17 protein-coding genes are annotated in these 17,802 nt (G+C 56.8%); 14 read left to right on the forward strand and 3 right to left on the reverse strand.

The features are described 5' to 3' along the window. Positions 1 to 282 precede the first annotated feature (282 nt). Complete coding sequence (locus tag H3Z84_RS00880) at positions 283 to 1,236, forward strand: hypothetical protein (protein WP_197492715.1); 954 nt, start codon at positions 283 to 285, stop codon at positions 1,234 to 1,236. A 30-nt stretch (positions 1,237 to 1,266) separates the two neighbouring features. On the opposite strand, the gene H3Z84_RS00885 is transcribed toward H3Z84_RS00880, so the two are convergent. Next, positions 1,267 to 2,382: a phospholipase D-like domain-containing protein gene (locus H3Z84_RS00885; RefSeq protein ID WP_199455923.1), complete on the reverse strand. Its 1,116-nt coding sequence runs from the start codon at positions 2,380 to 2,382 to the stop codon at positions 1,267 to 1,269. A 2-nt stretch (positions 2,383 to 2,384) separates the two neighbouring features. Further along, positions 2,385 to 3,425, reverse strand: a complete 1,041-nt coding sequence (locus H3Z84_RS00890) for a type II glyceraldehyde-3-phosphate dehydrogenase (RefSeq protein ID WP_199455924.1) — start codon at positions 3,423 to 3,425, stop codon at positions 2,385 to 2,387. A gap of 296 nt (positions 3,426 to 3,721) precedes the next feature. Between H3Z84_RS00890 and H3Z84_RS00895 the strand changes: the two genes are divergently transcribed. The 5 genes from H3Z84_RS00895 (at position 3,722) to H3Z84_RS16995 (ending at position 8,580) form a co-directional block, all read left to right on the forward strand. Beyond that, positions 3,722 to 6,148, forward strand: a complete 2,427-nt coding sequence (locus tag H3Z84_RS00895) for a copper-transporting P-type ATPase (RefSeq protein WP_228285672.1) — start codon at positions 3,722 to 3,724, stop codon at positions 6,146 to 6,148. A 99-nt stretch (positions 6,149 to 6,247) separates the two neighbouring features. Then, positions 6,248 to 7,255, forward strand: coding sequence for a hydroxyacid dehydrogenase (locus H3Z84_RS00900; protein WP_199455925.1), 1,008 nt, complete (start codon positions 6,248 to 6,250; stop codon positions 7,253 to 7,255). Between the two features lie 197 nt (positions 7,256 to 7,452). After that, positions 7,453 to 7,911 carry a lycopene cyclase domain-containing protein gene (locus tag H3Z84_RS00905; protein WP_199455926.1) on the forward strand — a complete coding sequence of 153 codons (459 nt, stop codon included), beginning with the start codon at positions 7,453 to 7,455 and terminating at the stop codon, positions 7,909 to 7,911. Continuing rightward, a complete protein-coding gene (locus H3Z84_RS16990) occupies positions 7,895 to 8,272 on the forward strand; it encodes a BCCT family transporter (RefSeq protein ID WP_228285673.1) in 378 nt (125 codons plus the stop codon). The genes H3Z84_RS00905 and H3Z84_RS16990 overlap by 17 nt, the downstream gene beginning before the upstream one ends. Before the next feature lie 20 nt (positions 8,273 to 8,292). Further along, a complete protein-coding gene (locus tag H3Z84_RS16995) occupies positions 8,293 to 8,580 on the forward strand; it encodes a BCCT family transporter (protein WP_228285674.1) in 288 nt (95 codons plus the stop codon). Between the two features lie 36 nt (positions 8,581 to 8,616). On the opposite strand, the gene H3Z84_RS00915 is transcribed toward H3Z84_RS16995, so the two are convergent. Next, positions 8,617 to 9,909: a hypothetical protein gene (locus H3Z84_RS00915; protein WP_199455927.1), complete on the reverse strand. Its 1,293-nt coding sequence runs from the start codon at positions 9,907 to 9,909 to the stop codon at positions 8,617 to 8,619. A 234-nt stretch (positions 9,910 to 10,143) separates the two neighbouring features. Between H3Z84_RS00915 and H3Z84_RS00920 the strand changes: the two genes are divergently transcribed. The 8 genes from H3Z84_RS00920 to H3Z84_RS00955 all read left to right on the forward strand — a co-directional run bounded on the left by H3Z84_RS00920 (position 10,144) and on the right by H3Z84_RS00955 (position 17,675). Next, positions 10,144 to 11,214: a YncE family protein gene (locus H3Z84_RS00920; RefSeq protein ID WP_058091977.1), complete on the forward strand. Its 1,071-nt coding sequence runs from the start codon at positions 10,144 to 10,146 to the stop codon at positions 11,212 to 11,214. 42 nt (positions 11,215 to 11,256) lie between these two features. Continuing rightward, positions 11,257 to 11,478 carry a DUF2933 domain-containing protein gene (locus H3Z84_RS00925; protein WP_076657107.1) on the forward strand — a complete coding sequence of 74 codons (222 nt, stop codon included), beginning with the start codon at positions 11,257 to 11,259 and terminating at the stop codon, positions 11,476 to 11,478. Further along, positions 11,471 to 12,121 (forward strand): methyltransferase family protein, encoded by a 651-nt coding sequence (locus tag H3Z84_RS00930; protein ID WP_199455928.1) that lies wholly within the window; start codon positions 11,471 to 11,473, stop codon positions 12,119 to 12,121. Before H3Z84_RS00925 ends, H3Z84_RS00930 begins: the two co-directional genes overlap by 8 nt. Positions 12,122 to 12,164: 43 nt before the next feature. Beyond that, positions 12,165 to 13,097, forward strand: coding sequence for a DMT family transporter (locus tag H3Z84_RS00935; protein ID WP_289102531.1), 933 nt, complete (start codon positions 12,165 to 12,167; stop codon positions 13,095 to 13,097). Between the two features lie 83 nt (positions 13,098 to 13,180). Continuing rightward, complete coding sequence (locus H3Z84_RS00940; RefSeq protein ID WP_199455930.1) at positions 13,181 to 13,471, forward strand: outer membrane lipoprotein-sorting protein; 291 nt, start codon at positions 13,181 to 13,183, stop codon at positions 13,469 to 13,471. A gap of 79 nt (positions 13,472 to 13,550) precedes the next feature. Then, entirely contained in the window at positions 13,551 to 14,237 is a 687-nt protein-coding gene (locus H3Z84_RS00945) for an ABC transporter ATP-binding protein (protein WP_228285675.1), read from the forward strand. Continuing rightward, positions 14,237 to 16,747 (forward strand): ABC transporter permease, encoded by a 2,511-nt coding sequence (locus tag H3Z84_RS00950; RefSeq protein ID WP_199455931.1) that lies wholly within the window; start codon positions 14,237 to 14,239, stop codon positions 16,745 to 16,747. Before H3Z84_RS00945 ends, H3Z84_RS00950 begins: the two co-directional genes overlap by 1 nt. Beyond that, positions 16,740 to 17,675 (forward strand): hypothetical protein, encoded by a 936-nt coding sequence (locus H3Z84_RS00955; RefSeq protein ID WP_199455932.1) that lies wholly within the window; start codon positions 16,740 to 16,742, stop codon positions 17,673 to 17,675. Before H3Z84_RS00950 ends, H3Z84_RS00955 begins: the two co-directional genes overlap by 8 nt. The last annotated feature ends 127 nt before the right edge of the window (positions 17,676 to 17,802 follow it).

Raw genomic sequence — 17,802 nt, forward strand, 5'->3', positions numbered from 1 at the left:
CGTTTGGCTATGAAAACCATGGTGGCACCCTGGATACATCGGGGCTGCTGCAGGCCAACAAATGTGATGCCCATTCGATAGTGCAGGCGATCCTGTCAAAAAGTGGCTCCTCAGGCGCTGATAAGGCGACATTGTAGCGATAGAGCGCGAGGATCGATTTACAACAGTCTTTACGGGGAAAAGTAAAGCGTTGGTGATCACCGTGCTGATTCTCACACTAAAACAATCCGGGCGGCAACCGATTCAGCTAGCCGCCCGACATACAGGTCAATCATGCTATGAATGAATCGTTCAATCACGCTGGGGCGCCAGATACTAACCTGGGGAACCGGCGACCTGGTGTTCATCAACGATCTGTTTCCCAAGGACTGGGTTTCGTTTTTTATCGGCCGCGATGTGGAGTACCTCAAGGCGCCCTCGGACGCGCTGAAGGTTTCGGCTTTTTCCAGCTGGGCCAATCTTGACCTTGTCTACACCCCCCGGTTTGACGCGGATCGCTTCATCGACGGTCGCCGTCTCTCTTTCTTCAACACAGGGCAAGGGCGGCTGACCGGGCGCAATGCGGTTGTACTGGCGGGCCGCCCGGCGGACGCGTTCGAAGACGACGAGTGGGCCGCCCGGCTGTACCGTAACCTTGGCGCCTACGAGGTCGCGCTCTACGGCTACGACGGCTTCTGGAAGAGCCCGGCCGGGGCTGATCCGGCCAGCGGTCGGGCCAGGTTTCCTCCGCTGTCGGTGCTCGGCGCCAGCCTGCGCGGGCCGGTGGGGGCCGGCATCGGCAACGTCGAGCTGGGCTATTACGATTCCCGCGCAGACCGCGATGGCGACGATCCCACAGTACGCAACAGCGAGCTGCGCCTGCTGCTCGGCTATGAGCAGGAAATTGCCCGTAACCTGACCCTGGGCCTGCAATACTACCTTGAGCGCATGGGCGAGTTTGAGGCCTACCGGCGGGCCTTGCCCCCTGGTGCCCCGGTGCGGGACGAGAATCGCCACGTCCTCACCCAGCGGCTGACATGGCTGACACACAGCCAGAATCTGGAGTGGTCGTTGTTCCTGTTCTACTCGCCCTCGGACCGGGACGCGTACCTGCGCCCCCGGGTGGGCTATCAGGTTGATGACCATCTCTCTGTTGAAGCCGGCGGAAACCTGTTTTTCGGCGCGCGGGAGGAAACCTTCTTCGGTCAGTTTCAGGGTAACAATAACCTGTATCTCGGGGCGCGCTATGGGTTCTGAGGGAGTCGGGCATTGGCATCAAGGGCCCGTTCAAAGCCACTTGCGTAGCAACAGGCCAAGCGTGTCATACACGCCTTTCATGAAGCCGCGGTGTTTCCAGGCGATGCCAGTGATTTCACTGGCATCCAGCAAATCAGTTACGAACTCGTTTCTTAACTGGCCATTCAAGGCTTCGTTTGTGGAAATCAGCGTCAGTTCATAGTTAATAAACAAACTTCTGTAGTCGAAGTTCGCGGTCCCTATGCTGCCCCAGGCATCGTCAACGAGCAGTACTTTGGAATGCAATAGCCGGGGTGTGTACTCGAATATGCGAACGCCGTGTTCCAGCAGTTCCCCGTAAATGGCGCGGGCAGCCCATTGTGCGGGGGTCGAGTCGGTCTTTTCGGTGGTCAGGATCCGCACATCGACTCCCCGGCGGGCCGCGAGAGCAAGTTGTTTGCGTAATCCCCGGTCCGGTACGAAATAGGGCGTCGCCAGCCAGATTTTGTCGGATGCTCCGGCCAGTTGGTCTTTGATGGAGCACCGCAGCTGGATGCGGCAGGCGCGTGTGGTATTGGGAGTGATCCGGCTGTCACCGATGGTATGACTCTGTGGGCTCCAGTCAGGGTGACCGCACCAGAAGGCGTCAAACAGAGCGTCAGCCTCCGCCGCCAGAGGCCCCTCGAAGCACACATGCACGTCGCGCCAACGCTTTGGGCCGTAATAGCGCCTCGAGCCTTCGCGATGAATGTTGAAGCCGCCGAGGTACGCTGTTTTGCCGTCAATGACCAGCAGCTTGCGATGGTCGCGACGGTTGTAACGCATCGGTTGCCGCCAACTCCAGCGGTGAAAGCGCTGAAGACGGATGCCGGCGGCTCTGAGCTGGCGTCGGTGCTTTCGGGTAAGAACGCTGCTTGAGCCCAGCGCATCAACGTGAATGCGCACGTCGAGGCCGTGGCGGGACTGCTTCATCAGTTCATCAAGCAGTTCAGTCCCCACCTCGTCCGCCGCGAGGATATACGAAGCAAGAAAGATACGCTGGGTGGCAGCACGGACCGAGCGAATCATCTCCGCATAGAGTTCGTCTCCCTCACCGAACAGCCTGAACACACCCTTCACGGCCCCGCCCTCGGGTTCACAGGCGACGTCGCCGGGGTTGCCGTCCATATCTATAACCCCAAAGAGCCGATACCCAGGCTGTCGTTGGTGTCTCTGATCGACGTTTCCGCATCGGGTTCGGCCCCGGTCAGTGCGCGTATGGCATCGATGGTTTCCGGAACAACAATCGCCTGGTTGTCGACCATATAGGCATAAAACAGCTCATTGCCCTGCACTTTGAGCATGTCTTCCCAAAGCGCGACTTCATACAGGCTGTCGTGAGGTCGGCCAAGGTCGGCCATCAACTCCTTGACGCTGTTGATCGCGCTTAGCCCGTCGCTGTTCCGGAGGAAAATAATGCGGGAGGAGGTGCGGAACGCATCGAGCACTTCGTCCTTGCTCGCCTCACGTGTCAGTTGAACGGACCAGTAGTGCAGGTGGGCCAGTGTCTCCGGAACCTTGACCGCCATGGTTACCACATCCAGGTCCGGGTCGACACTTTGGGCGTCCGGGCCCTGGTGACTGGGAATCTCCGGCTCTGGCACGACGGTATTCATGATCCCGCCCTGGTGGCTCTCCCAGGGATCGGTGGCCCGGCGCAGAAGGGTTCCCCGTGCCCGGTCCAGCAAGCCGTGGCGTTTGAGCGCTGACAGGGTACGAATGATCGACGTCGTGTTGCACGATACGACGCGCGTGCAGTCACGGCCGACAGCGCTGGCGTAGTTGGCCTCGGCAACGAATGAATGGCCCGTGCTTTGATGTTTCTCGCCGCCATGAACGATGTACTTGATGCCAAGCCGCCGGTAGGTTTCGATATTCTTGCTGGCCAGGTGTTTCGGTGTGCAGTCCACCACGATATCCGCGGCTCCAAGTAAGTCATCTAGAGAGCCGGAAACATCGAGCCCGGCTGCGCCCATAGCAACGGCGTGCTCTTCAGTCGCGCCGTACAGGGCATATCCTCTACTCAGCGCGGCCCTCACTCGCCAGTCCTGCGCGACATCAGCTACACCTGCTATGACCATGTCTTTTTGTACCGCAACGGCTTGTGCTACCCGCTTGCCGATAACGCCATAACCATTGACCGCGACACGAATAATTCTCTGACCGACCATCTTTTGTATCTCCCAGTTTCTGAAGAGGAGCGAACGAACCGTGATATTTTTTAGGTGAACAGAGTATAGGCAAAGACTGAATTTCAGCTGAAAGTCCGGTTTGACGTGTACCTCAGGGCAATGGCTTTACCGAAAAGTTGATGGTGATCAAAAAAATGCAAAGCGCAGAAGTGCTTTTCAGGTTCAGTTCAGTCTGGTGTAGTGAGATGATAAACCATCATGCGGCAATTCCATTACCGGGAGCCAGGTCGAACACTGTGTGGCTGGCCTGGAACAAACGAAAGGATGAACGGACGATGTCTGCAAAACATAATAGCGCTCGTGACGAGAATGACGAGAATACTGTAGCCGGAGAAGCAGGGGGGAAGTATACCTGCCCGATGCATCCGGAGGTGGTATCCGACGAGCCGGGAGACTGCCCCAAATGCGGAATGCACCTTGTGCCTATGGAGCAGGCCGGAACGAGCTCCCATTCCGGTCATTCGCACCATCATTCCGGTCATTCGCACCATCATTCCGGTCATTCGCACCAGTGTTCCGGAGAGCATGAAAAACCGTCAGGCGATGACCGGAAATATGATCGCGTGCCGCCTGGATATTCGGGTGTGGTCTACACCTGTCCCATGCACCCTCAGGTGCGCCAGACCAAGCCCGGCGCCTGTCCTATCTGTGGCATGGGGCTGGAAACGGAGTCCGCCGCCGTTGACGATGAGGGGCCCAACCCGGAGTTGGTGGACTTTTCTCATCGGCTCTGGGTTGCCCTGGCATTTTCAGTGCCCTTGCTGATTTTGACCATGACTCCCTTTATCGGTGTCATGGCGGTTCGCGACTTCTTCGGTGAGCGTTTGTCACTCTGGATTGAACTGGTGCTTGCTACTCCTGTAATCCTATGGTCCGGCTGGCCCTTCTTTGCTCGCGGTTACATCTCGTTTCGGACAATGAACCTGAATATGTTCAGCCTGATCGGCATGGGAGTTGGGGCGGCCTATATCTTCAGCATCGTAGCGGTCCTTGTGCCAGGGATCTTCCCGGAAGGCTTCCGGGACTCCGAGGGTAACGTTGGCGTTTATTTTGAGGCGGCAGCCGTTATCGTCACACTGGTCCTGCTGGGCCAGGTGATGGAGCTGAGGGCCCGTGAGGGCACCGGTAAAGCCATACGTGCGTTGCTGGATATGGCCGCCAAAACGGCGCGCCTGATCCGGCCCGATGGAACCGAAACAGAGGTTGCTCTGGAGGATGTGAAGGTCGGTGATCATTTGCGGGTGCGCCCCGGTGACAAGGTGCCGGTGGATGGCGTGGTTGTTGAAGGCCGCTCATCCATCGATGAATCAATGATTTCCGGGGAGCCGGTTCCGGTAGAGAAAGTGGAGGGAGACAAAGTAACCGGGGCCACCATCAACGGTACCGGAAGCCTTGTTATGGAGGCGACCCGGGTTGGCGCGGATACTACGCTCAGTCAAATCGTCGAGATGGTTGCCAATGCCCAGCGCAGCCGCGCGCCTATCCAGAAGTTTGCCGATATGGTGGCCGGCAAGTTCGTACCAGCGGTTATTGCCGTGGCGGCCCTGTCCTTTGTGGCGTGGGCCATCTGGGGACCGGCGCCAGCTTTGTCGTATGCGCTCGTGTCTGCGGTTGCGGTGCTTATCATCGCTTGCCCTTGCGCATTGGGGTTGGCTACGCCTATGTCGATCATGACGGCTACGGGGCGCGGTGCCCAGTTAGGTGTGCTGATTAAGAACGCCGAAGCGCTGGAGCGTTTTGCCAAGGTGGATACCTTGATTGTGGATAAAACCGGTACCTTGACGGAAGGCAAGCCCAGACTAGTGGCGGTGCTGCCGGAATCGGGTCATGACGAGACCGAGGTCCTCAGGCTTGCGGCCACACTGGAGAAAGGGTCAGAGCATCCGCTCGCTGAAGCCATCGTTTCAGGCGCCGAGGCACGTAACGTGATGCTTGGAAAGGCCGATGACTTTGAAGCCGTTACAGGCAAGGGGGTCAAGGGTGTTGTGGATGGCAAGCCAGTGGCTTTGGGCAATGCCAAACTACTGGAAGAGCTGGGCTTGGACGGTGGCCATCTGATGGAGGTTGCCAATAGCAGACGCGATGAAGGCGAAACGGTCATGTTTGTGGTGCTTAACGGCGCCGTTGCAGGCCTTGTCAGCGTAGCCGACCCGGTCAAGGAAACGACACCCGCTGCGCTCAAGGCCCTCCACGCCGCTGGCTTCCGCATAATTATGGCAACTGGCGACAATGAGCGCACGGCAAAGGCGGTGGCGGGTAAACTCGGTATCGATGAGATTCGTGCCGATGTGCTGCCAGAGGACAAGGCCAGCATCATTCGCGAGCTTCAGAGCCAGGGGCGCAAGGTAGCGATGGCGGGGGACGGCGTAAATGACGCACCCGCCCTGGCCCAGGCCGATGTTGGCATTGCGATGGGAACCGGCGCGGATGTCGCCATTGAGAGCGCGGGCTTTACCTTGGTTAAGGGTAACCTCGATGGCATTGTCCGCGCCAGACGGTTGTCCCAGGCGACGATGCGAAATATCAAGCAGAACCTGTTTTTTGCCTTGGTCTACAACGGTGCGGGTGTGCCGGTGGCTGCTGGTGTGCTCTACCCATTCTTTGGCATCCTGATAGGACCTATCTTTGCCGCTTTTGCAATGAGCGCGTCCTCATTGTCGGTGGTAATGAACTCCCTGCGTTTGCGTCGAGAGAAAGTCTAGGCGCGAAACGACCATATCGATGACCTCTCACTGGAAGTCCTATCCTGTGGCGCTCAGTGCTGAGGTCGGAGTAAAAATCAGTTTGGCCAGGGAAAACTAATGAAAATTGTGTTCTTTGAGGCAGAGAAGTGGGAGTGCGATATTCTGCAGCAGGCCTGCTGCAATCATGAGGTTGTTTTCACGGACGAGGAACTCGGAACAGCCAACGTTGGGCTATACAGGGACGCCGATATCATCTCCCCTTTCGTTCATTCGGTCCTGGACCACTCGGTCCTTGACTGTTTTGAGCATCTGAAGTTCATTGCTACCCGCTCGACCGGATACGACCATATCGATTTGGAGTATTGCACCAGAAATGCGATTCCAGTCAGCAATGTGCCCGTCTACGGTGACCAGACGGTAGCGGAGCATGTTTTTGCGCTGCTCCTTGCCATTAGCCACAAGATTCCAGAGGCGACCAATCGCACTCGCAAGGGGGATTTTTCGCAGAAAGGCCTGCAGGGATTCGATCTGCAAGGCAAAACCCTTGGAGTGATCGGTACCGGTGCTATCGGTAAGCGTGTTGTGGAAATCGCGCAAGGGTTTCGTCTGAACGTTCTTGCCTGCGATCCCAAGCCGGATTACGTATTCGCGGACCGATATAACGTGTCTTACGTCGATTTGGATGGTCTTCTTGAGCAGTCCGATGTTGTGACGCTGCACGTTCCTGGCAGCAAATCGGCCAAGCATCTTCTGTCGGACAGGGAGTTCGCCCGGATGAAGCGCGGGGTTGTCCTGATTAATACCGCTCGCGGCTCCATTGTTGATACCCAGGCTTTGCTGCACGCGCTGGCGGATGGGAAGGTGTCGGCTGCCGGTCTTGATGTACTGCCGGATGAGCCCTCCATCAGGGAAGAGGTGGAATTGATCCGCTCTTTTTTTGACAAGGAACATGATCTGGAAACGCTGTTTGCCAACCATGTTCTTCAGCACATGAGAAACGTCATCGTCACCCCCCACAGTGCGTTCAATACGAAAGAGGCTGTCGAAAGAATCCTCAAGACCACTGGCGAAAACATTGTTGGCTTCATCGAGGGTGCCCCCCGCAATCTTGTGAATAAACACTGAGCCAGGATGGTTTTTTATGCCGATGCTCTATACCTATTTGATCTGGAGCGTGTTGTTGGTGCTTCTGTGGAGTGTGGTTTTCGTCTTTACCCGCAACAAGAAGAAAATGCTGACAATGAGTCTTGGTACCGCTCCCCTGGGGTTAACGGAGCCCGTTTTTTTACCCGGAATACTGGAGCCCTCCAACGTTGTTCGGATTGGGGGAAAACTACGGCTTTGATGTCGAGAGTATTCTGTTCTCTTTCGCCGTGGGTGGCTTGGCCAGTACGCTTTATGAGCTCGGATCGACCACGAAAGCAAAGTCAATACCGAGTGACTATAAACTGGGGAGGATGCATCGGTTTCATGCGTTGGCTCTGAGCTCCCCGGTTTTAGTGTTTGCCTTCCTGGAACTGACCACCAGTCTCAACTCAATATATACCGCCTCTATGGGGCTCTTGGCTGGGGCCATCAGCACTGTTATTTGTCGAGTCGATCTTCTCGATGGTGCGATAAAAGGTGCCGCAATATTTTCGCTGTTTTATTTCGTTTTTTTCAGTGCGATGAACTGGTCACACCCAAACTTTGTTGATCTTTACTGGAACAACGAAGCGATCAGCGGGTTCAGGGTTTTTGGGGTCCCGGTCGAGGAGCTGCTCTTTGCCGCCACTATTTAGCATTGGGGCCATTGGTTTGACCCTCGCTGGCGCGCTGATCTGGCAGTCTGAGTTTGCGTATGCGCTCGCTTACGTTTCTTCGTCCGTCGATGGTCTGCTGCGCTGGTGGTATGTGGCACTGGTTGCGTTTCTGACGGCATTTGTATTGTGGTTGGGACTGGGCCGCTATAAGAACGTCCGTCTTGGTAAAGATTATGAGCAACCCGAATATCGGCTTTTTCCCTGGTTGGCGATGCTGTTTGCGGCTGGAACCGGGGTAGGACTCCTGTTCTGGAGCATTGCCGAGCCGATCATGCACTTCCAGGGTAACCCTTTTGCTCCAGAGGGCTTTACCCCCTCCTCATCGGCATCTACTTTATAACGTCTGCGGACTCGGGCGCATTGGTCGTCAATATCATTTTGTCGGGAGGAAAACTTGAGCCTCCGAAAGCGTCAAGAGCCGGTTGGGCCATTGCCAATGGGGTGCTGACAGCTGTGCTGCTGGTGGCTGGAGGGATTGCCGTCCTTCAGGATGCGGTCATACTTGCGGCTTTGCCGTTCTCACTGGTTATTGTTGCTATGACTGCCGGCCTGTTGAAGGCGCTGCATCATGAGCCCCTGGTAGCACCCAGAGAAGGTTGTAAGCAACATCGGGCTGCTGAGCCATGGACAGGAGCAGATCAAGCATGAACATCACCTGGCAGTATCTGCCCGTAGTGTGAATAGTCACACTTGGAAGACCGGTGCAAACCCGCCTCCTGGCGTGCGAAAGTTGGTTGTCTGGCCCTGATATATCCTCGCGGCAACCAGCAGACTTTTGCCGGCGTAGGTATACAGGCGAATGTCGACCTTTCTGGTGGTCACCGCATCGTCAATTCGTAGAGTTCGTTCTCCAGCGGGGACGAGATCTTGTGCGATATAGCCGCCATCCAGAATGTTTTCGAAAACACGCCGGGTCATCTTGTCGCCCCGGTAGACACCCTTGCTGCCGTGACCTGCAACCGGCTTAAAAAACAATTGGCGCCGAGCGCTCCACAACGCCGCAGCATCTTCACTCGAAACCAGCCGGGTCTTCGGCACGGCGTCTTCCAGGCAGCCCGCATCCGCTAAGCTCAGTCCCCAGTCGAGTAGAGTCTGCGGGGCTGACAACAAGGTCAGGTTTCGCTTATCGGCCAGAATGGCATGAGCTCGGGGGTTGGGAGTTACAACCACGGCGCCGTCCAGATACGCACGTCTTAATGCCGCATGAGCCGTGGCGTCCAGTGAAAAGTCCACCAGCCTGTTGTAAACCATACAAATGGGCTTACCACGGGCTGTCAGTCGCCCATCGGCATACACAAGCTCTGAGGGATCGAGTATCAACGCCTCAATTCCTTTGGTCTGGAAAAGTTGTTGGGCCAACTGGAATTCGGGAAACATAAACTGGGTCTTCGGGGCATCATCAACTATCGCCAGGCAGTTGGGTTCCGAAGTGGCATGCTGCCTTTGCCACTCCTGTTTGAACATCGTCAACACTGCATCCTCGAATCCGTCGAGCTCGCTACGGGTTACTGCGGTCTGTTGAGATGGGTTACAGCAGCGATGCTGGGCTCTCGCCAGCACAACGTTCAGGAAGGCACCTCCGGCATTGGTGTTGATCTCTATCAGCCGGGGGCCGTCGGGACCCAGGTGAAAGTCGTAACCCATGAATGCCCCAATGGGGCCCGGATTGAACTGTGCGATTTTGGGTGCCCAGGACAGAACTCGTTCACGAAACGACGGAAGTTCGGTGGCCGATTCGATCGCTTGGACGATCCTTTCCATCGCAGCTATGTCGGATCTGGGAACAAAAATCGGTGTGTTTGAAAAAAGCTGGTCGAACTCGGCGAACTCTGACGGTCCACTTCCAGCATCGATAAGAATGCTTCTGAGGCTCTTGTTGAGCGCTTTACGGTCGAGAGTGATGCAGTAGCAATGGCGATTGAGCTTGTAGGCTCGACTGTCGGCTAATCGTTGGTTTTTGTGGATAGGTTCGGGCATCAGGAGTCCGTTGGTCGAGAGTTTCACTGATTGTAATCGCATACTTGAAATTCAAAAAAACCTATCTCCCATGTGTGATCTACGTCAAATAGATTCATGCTTCAGATCTGTTTTCAGGTCTGTTTCAGTTCCGCGTGTTGAGCTATCGCTAGGTAAGTTGGCTCTCTCTACCCATCTTAGACTCTCCCGATAGGTAGCAGACTGGTACTACACGATGATTCAGGCGGCAGAACTATGAAATATAGATCAAAAAAAGGGTGGTTTACCGGATTCGCGATCACCGCTTTGATAGGTTTATCGACTATTGCAATTGCAGATGGCCGTCGAGCGTTTGTACCCATGGGGACAGCTGATTCTGTTGGCATTATTGATCTGAGAAGTCGTCAGGTAATGCCGTCGATTATGGGGACAATCAACACCCATGGCTCGGCCCTGACTCCGGATGGTCACTATCTGGTTGCTGGCAGTCTGACCGCGCACGACAGCGAAGAGCCGATCAGTCGCCCGGAGGGCGTGACGGAGGACGAGCACGCGGCCCACCACGGTGGTGAAGCTACCGCGGCTCCGGAAGACGCCAATACCGGCCGGATCTACGTTGTGGATACCGCCAAGAGCGCGATTACTCGCACTGTAGAGGTGCCAGGGCCCGTGCACCATGTGCTGGTGACCCCTGACGGTCGATTCGCTGTCTCCACTCATCCTATGGGCGGTGGGATCAGTGTGGTTGACCTGGAGTCCGGACAGCTCGTTGAAACCCTGGCCACGGGCCCGGCGCCAAACTACGTAGTGGCGACCGATGACGGTCAGTCTTTACTGGTCAGCAATACTGGTAACGGGACCGTCAGCGAAGTGGATACTCGGCACTGGTTCGTCAAGCGTAATCTTCGCGTCGGCGGTGGGCCTGAGCACATGGTGCTTTCCCCTGACAACGAGAGGGTGTATGTGAATGACGGGGCCTCGGGGGAAGTCGCTGTCCTTGGGCTTTCCAGAGGTGAGGTGCTGGCAAGATACGATGTTGGGCCGCAACCCCACGGCGTGGGACTAAGCACAGATGGCCAGATACTTTATGCGACCAGCGAGGGCGGCAACCAAGTTGTCCGTATCGAGCTGGCCAGCGGAACCCGCGACAGCATGCCTCTGGCGCCGGCCCCTTACCACCTGGCGGTCTCTCCCGTCGATGGCAGCCTATTAATCACCAGTCGGGCCGAAGCCAGGCTCTGGGTGCTTGATCCGGGCTCTCTGGAAATTATCGATGACGTTTCTTTGGACGGGATAGGTCACCAAATATCGCTTGAGGCTTACTAGCCAGTAAGCCCCACTGATAAGCTTTTCCCAAAGGGATTCTATATGGATAAGCGTTTTAAGATTACGTTGGCAATTTTTGCGGTTATCGCTTTGGTTTTACTCTGGGGCGAACATAAGGTTCACCTTCTGGGTGCTCTGCCGTGGTTAATCCTTCTTGCATGCCCGTTTATTCATATGTTTATGCACGGAGGGCATGGGAGTCACGGTGGCCACAACCACCACGATCAACCAGAAGGCAAAAACGGAGGCCAACGCGATGACTGATGCTTCGTCCGACTACGGCCTTTGGGGGCTGGTGGTTCTTAACTCGGTGATCTTTATTTTCTTCGCTTTCAGTTTTTTTAAGCCACAGACCCAGCGAGACTGGCGATCCTTCGGCGCGTTCAGCGCGTTTCTCGTAGCATTATTCACTGAGATGTATGGGTTCCCGCTGACACTCTATTTCTTATCCGGTTGGCTTCAGACCCAATACCCCGATGTGAATTGGCTTGCCCACGATAGCGGGCACTTGCTTGAAATGCTCTTTGGTTGGCAGGGCTCTCCCCATTTCGGCCCCTTCCACTTGTTGAGTACGGTGTTTATTGGTGGAGGTTTTTACTTGATTGCCGCCGGATGGCGAACCCTGTACGCGGCGCAAAAAGAGCGAAAGCTGGCTACGACGGGGCTCTATTCGTATGTTCGGCATCCTCAGTATGTCGGCTTTGTCTTGATTATGTTTGGCTTCCTTATGCAGTGGCCAACACTTATAACTCTGGCGATGTTTCCGGTTTTGCTCTGGATGTATGCCCGGTTATCGATCAGTGAGGAACGGGAAGCCGAAGAAACGTTCGGGGAAGCCTGGAGACACTATGCAGACAACACTCCCAGGTTTTTGCCTCGATTGCGCGGATTGGGGCGGCAAGCTTGAACAAAAGCTCTACTCATTTGATGGGTAGATAAAGGAGCCGTTGGTGAACCAATCACTTTCGATACGTGCAGTCGCTGGGATGGTTCTTGTCGCCTTTCTTTGGGCGATCTGCTTTCCTTTTATTGTGGTGGGGTTGCCGGACGCGCCACCTTTGCTTTTTGCCGCTTTACGCGCATTGCTGGCAGGGCTCTGTCTGATTCTGCTCGCTTTTACAAAAGGCGGTCGGCCCAGTTATTCACTTCGCCAGCTTCTAATGCTGGCCGTAATTGGCCTCAGTTACACGGGTATGGGGCTTGGAGGGATGTTTCTCGGTGCTGGCAAGCTGGGACCGGGGCTTGCAACGGTTCTGGCCAATGCGCAACCACTGTTTGCGGCGGTTCTTTCGTTTTTTATCGTTCGAGAGGTGGTGACCGGGCGTGTGTTTGTGGGCCTTTTGATTGGTTTTATTGGTGTTGTGGTGCTAGCGATGCCAGAGATGGAGTTTGGTAACGCCAGATTTTCAGGGGCCGTCTATGTTCTTGGTGGAGCCATCGGAACCGCCATTGGAAATGTGCTGCTTAAATACCAGGCCGGCAGCGATGATATCTATTGGTCAATGGGCATCCAGCTTGTCATAGGCTCAGTGTTTCTGGGAATAGCATCCGTGAGCCTGGGCGAGGGCTTCGAGATTGATTGGACCTGGTCATTTACGACGGCCATGTTCGTTCTGGCCATTCCGGCAACGGCAATGATGGTTGTGCTCTGGTATGCCTTGCTCGCCAGCGCGCCCTTGAACAGCCTCAATTCGTTTACTTTTTTAACGCCTGTTTTCGGTCTCGCTATCGGAATGCTTTTGTTCGGCGAAACTTTCACATCACTGGAGATGATCGGGATAGGAATCACAATTGTTGGCTTGGTGATCGTTGTTAAAGCGCCTGGGAAAACAGATGGCGGTTCCGCTGTCGGGGAAGAGGCAAAGGTGATCCGTAGCTCATAGTAGAAAAGGGAGTAGTCAATGAGAGTCTGGATCAGCGTTATCCTTTTGTTCGGCGCATCAGCTCGCTGCGCATCGGCGATGCCATGTGGAATTACTTGCCCAAAGTTGATCGCACCATCAAGATCCCACCGTCGATGATGCTCCAGCCATGGATGGGCTCCAACTTCAGCAACGACGACCTGGTCAAGGAAAGCTCGTTCGTCGAGGACTACACCCACGAATTGGTCGAAACCGACGATTCCGGTGAGGTGCCTGTGTATCGTGTTGTCTCGACGCCCCGACCTGATGCCTCGGTAGTGTGGAGCCGTCTTGAATTCAATGTTCGGGAGGACTCGATCCCGGTTTCGCTTGCCTACTACGGTGATCACGATTGACTCTATTGAATTCGACCTGCCGATCGATGAAGAGGTGTTTTCATTGCGCTGGCTGCGCAACCCACAGTGAGGGGCCGGCATGAGCATCGTCAATGTGGAGAAAGTCTCGCGAATTTACCGTCAGGATTCCATCGCCGTCAAGGCCCTGGATGAGGTGTCGGTCGCGATCGAGGCCGGGGAGTTCACAACCTTGGTGGGCCCGTCTGGATCGGGTAAAACCACGCTATTGAATCAGATTGGAGCCCTGGACGAGCCGGATAGCGGGCGCATTCAGGTGGCGGGTGAGGAAATCACCGGGCTTAGCCGAAAGAAGCGGACCCTTCTGCGGTTGTGGAAGATTGGCTTTGTCTTTCAGGAATACAACCTGATCGGTGTGCTGTCGGCGCAGGAGAATGTCGAGTACGTGTTGATGCTACGGGGAGTGCCGTTCCGGGAGCGCCGCGCCGAGGCCCAGCGTATTTTGGTGGAGGTCGGTCTGCAAGGGCTGGAGCGGCGGCTGCCCCATGAACTGTCTGGCGGCCAGCAACAGCGTGTCGCGGTGGCGCGGGCGATTGTCAGCAAGCCTGCCATTGTCCTGGCCGACGAGCCCACGGCCAATCTCGATTCCAAGACCGGCGGGGCGCTGCTGGACTTGATGCGTGGGCTCAATGCCGAGCATGGCATTACCTTTGTCTTCTCCACCCACGATCCGATGGTGATGGAACGCGCGCGGCGGGTAATCCATCTCCGGGATGGCCGCGTCGAGCGTGAGGAAATACGGCCGTGATGGCGTGGCTACGGCTGGCTTTTGGCAATCTCCGGGTTAATCGCCGGCGCACCGCCATCACACTGTTGTCGGTGGCCGTCGGTGTCGGCGGACTGGTGTTTCTCTGGGCATTCATCGATGGCATCAACGCCCAGATGATCAACAACATGACTGGCTATGTGACCGGCGACCTGAAGGTACATCAGCGCGGCTTTCACGACGACCGGGAGATGAACATTGCCCTGGCCGAGCGCTGGAATCTCGCAGAGGATGTGTCGGCCGTAACCGGTGTGGCGGCGACCACTCCCCGGGTAACGGGCCATGCCCTGGCCAGCCGTGCGGACCAGTCGCGGGCATTGCAGGTGATGGGCGTCGACAGCGCGACGGAACCCCATGTAACCCGGCTTGACCGGTCGATTGTTCGCGGCCGCTATCTGACCGGCGGCAATGAGATCCTTGTGGGCGTCGACGCAGCCAGTGCCCTGGATGTCTCTCCGGGCGACGAGCTGGTACTGGTGGTACAGGCGGCGGACGGCTCCATTGGCGCCGACCGGTTCGAGCTGGTGGGCGTGTTCGAGACTGGCATCAAGCGTATCGATGGCTTCGTGGCCCAGATGCCCCTGGCGGCCGCTCAGTCGCTGTATGCCTTTCAGGGGCGGTTTACCGAGATCGCGGCCCGCGTGCAGGATGCTGACCGGCTCGACGAGGTGGTCGGTACTGTCGGGAATCAGTTGCGCGATCGAAACGTGGAAGTGCTGGGCTGGCCGGCGCTGATGCCATCGCTGGTGCAGATGGTTGCCTTTCACGACGCCGTCGCCTACATCGTGATCTTCGTGGTGTTTGTGGTGGTGGCGGCCGGTATCGTTAACACCATTCTGATGTCGGTACTGGAGCGTGGCCGCGAATTCGGTGTAATGATGGCGTTGGGCACACCCAGCAGTCGCATCGTCTGGCTGGTGCTTCTCGAAACAACGGTTCTGGCCGGTCTCGGCTACCTGTTGGGGTTGGTACTTGGGTTGTCGGTGACCGGCTATTTCAGTAGCAATGGGCTGGATTTCAGCGCCTACATCAAGGCCATGGATACCATGCCGGGGCTCAGTGGCATCGTTTATCCCACCATCGAAGCTCAGCGCCTGGTTGTGATTGGCATTGTGGTGGTGTCGGTAGCCCTGCTGGCGGCCGCCCTCCCGGCCTGGAACGCGGGTCGCAACAGCCCGCTGGAGGCGATGGGCGCACGGCGAACTATGATCAACCGTATCCGCCGGATCCACTGGCAGGTGACGTCTGATCATCGGCTGCTGATTTTTGCACAAATGGCGCTCCGTTCGGTATTCCGAAACCCGCGACGGTCGATGATTACCGCCTCGGCCACTGCATTCGGGCTGGCGGCCTATCTATTCCTGTACGCCTTCGCCGATGGTTTCTTCGAGCAGATGATCCAGAACTCGACCCAGCAGCTCAGCGGGCATGTGCAGGTGATGGCAAAGGGTCACGACGTGGATCTGTCGCCAGATTTACGTATTGCCGACAATCGAACCTTGCAACAGCGATTGCAGGAGCATCCTGAGGTTGAGGCGGCCGCGCCCAGGGTATTGCTGCGTGCCATGGTGGCCAACCCCGGGAAGAGCCTGCCGGTGGAGCTGGTGGGTATTGCACCGGAGCAGGAAAGGGCGGTTACCGAGCTTTCCGGGTACATGGAGCAGGGCACTTACGTTCAATCCGGGGAGACGGGCATTGTCATTGGCCAGAAGCTGGCTGAGGAGCTGGGCGCCCGGCTGGGGGACAAGCTGGTCATTACGGTCCAGCAGGCTGGCGGAGATCTTGCCTCCAGTGCCCAGGCCATCCGCGGTATCTATCGCACTGGCAGTGACCTGTTCGACACCGAGTATGTCTTCACCGATATCAACGCCGCGCGCCGCCTGGGTGGCCTGCTGAAAGGTGAAGTTTCACGGATCGTATTGAGGCTTTCAGATCGGGCGAAGAGTGCCGGCCTGGCGCGAATCCTGAATCAGTCGCCGCTTCTGACCAACGACGGACTGGTGGCCCAGGGCTGGGAAAGCCTGCTTCCGGTGGTGGTGCAGATGGTGGAAATGAGTCAGGTGGATTTCTATCTCATCTTGTCGGTGGTTTTTGTTGTGGTCGCCATAGGTGTCATGAACACCATGGTGATGTCAGTGATGGAGCGTACCCCGGAACTGGGCGTAATGCTGGCACTGGGCACCAGAGGGTCGCAGCTGCAACTGACTATTCTGTTTGAGGCGTTTTTCCTGGCAATACTGGGAATGCTGGTAGGAACGGTGGTTGGCGGACTGCTTGTTGTCTGGCTTGGCACTACCGGCATTGATCTGTCCTCGATCAGCGGCGCTCTGGAAGCCATCCCCGGTATCACTGACCGTATCTATCCGGTGCTGATTTTCGATCATGTCTGGCTTCCCAGCCTGCTGTTGTTCCTGTGTTCGGTGCTGGTGGCTCTGTATCCGGCCTGGCGGGCCTCGCGACTGGATCCGGTGGAGGCCATCCGCCATGGTTAGGCGATCTCCATTGATGCTGGTCGCGATGGCCTGGCTGGTGCTGGCTTCAGGCGCTGAGGCGGAGTACAGCTATTCGGGATCGCTCAAGAACCTGAGCGTTGGCTCGCGCTCGTTGATTGACGACAATCCCTACTTCTCGAACCTGATCCGCCTGCGTATTGAGCCCCGTTACCGATATGAGGACTGGGTTGTGGATGCGGCCTACGATCTGGAACTGGTGGCTGGCAGTTTCCTGGACAGCCCGGAGTTTGCCCTGCTCAAGGATGCTCCTGATCCGCGCTACTGGGATCTTCAGGGGGACGTCCATGAATCGGGAGATATGTTGGCGCGCCATCAGCTCTATCGTGGCACGATACAGTGGCGCTCACCGGTCGGTGATTTCCGATTTGGTCGCCAGCAGGTGAATTGGTCAACCGCCCTGATCTGGAACCCCATGGACATTCTCAATCCTGTCAGCCCACTCCAACTGGAGCCGGACGAGCGCATTGGCGTGGACGCGCTGTTATGGGACAGATCCTGGGGTGCAACGGGCCGGGTAAGCGCCGTGCATGCGCCGCAACACGGGGGCCAGAATGCCAGCACGGCGGCACGGGCCAAGCGCTTCGTTGCCGGGGTCGATGCCGGCGTGATGATGGGCGAGTTCGCCGACGTCACCAAAGCGGGTGTCAGCGGCAGTGGCTCCGTGGCTGGCACCGGTTGGCGCACAGAACTCGTCTGGAGCAAGCCAGGCGCGGGAGACAGTTACTGGCAGGGAGTCGCGGATCTGAACTGGGCGTTTCGCAACGGGCTCAATCTGGCCGTTGAATATTTCTATAACGGTCAGCCGGTACCGCCGGGAACGACAGGCCTGGCCAATCTTGTGTCCGCACGGCCCCTGTATGCCGGTCGTCATTATGCCGGACTACTGGTATGGCAGGAGTTATGGTGATTTCTGGTGTATGGAAGCAGGCTGAAGGGGTGGCGTATCCTGTTGGTTGATCACCGCCAAGATCACAACCAACAGAGGAATGATACGCCATGTCCGAGTCTAACCTGCATGCTCTTTCACAACCAGA

Origin of the sequence: Marinobacter sp. bablab_jr003 (genome assembly GCF_016464245.1) — a bacterium.
Lineage (GTDB): Bacteria > Pseudomonadota > Gammaproteobacteria > Pseudomonadales > Oleiphilaceae > Marinobacter > Marinobacter vinifirmus.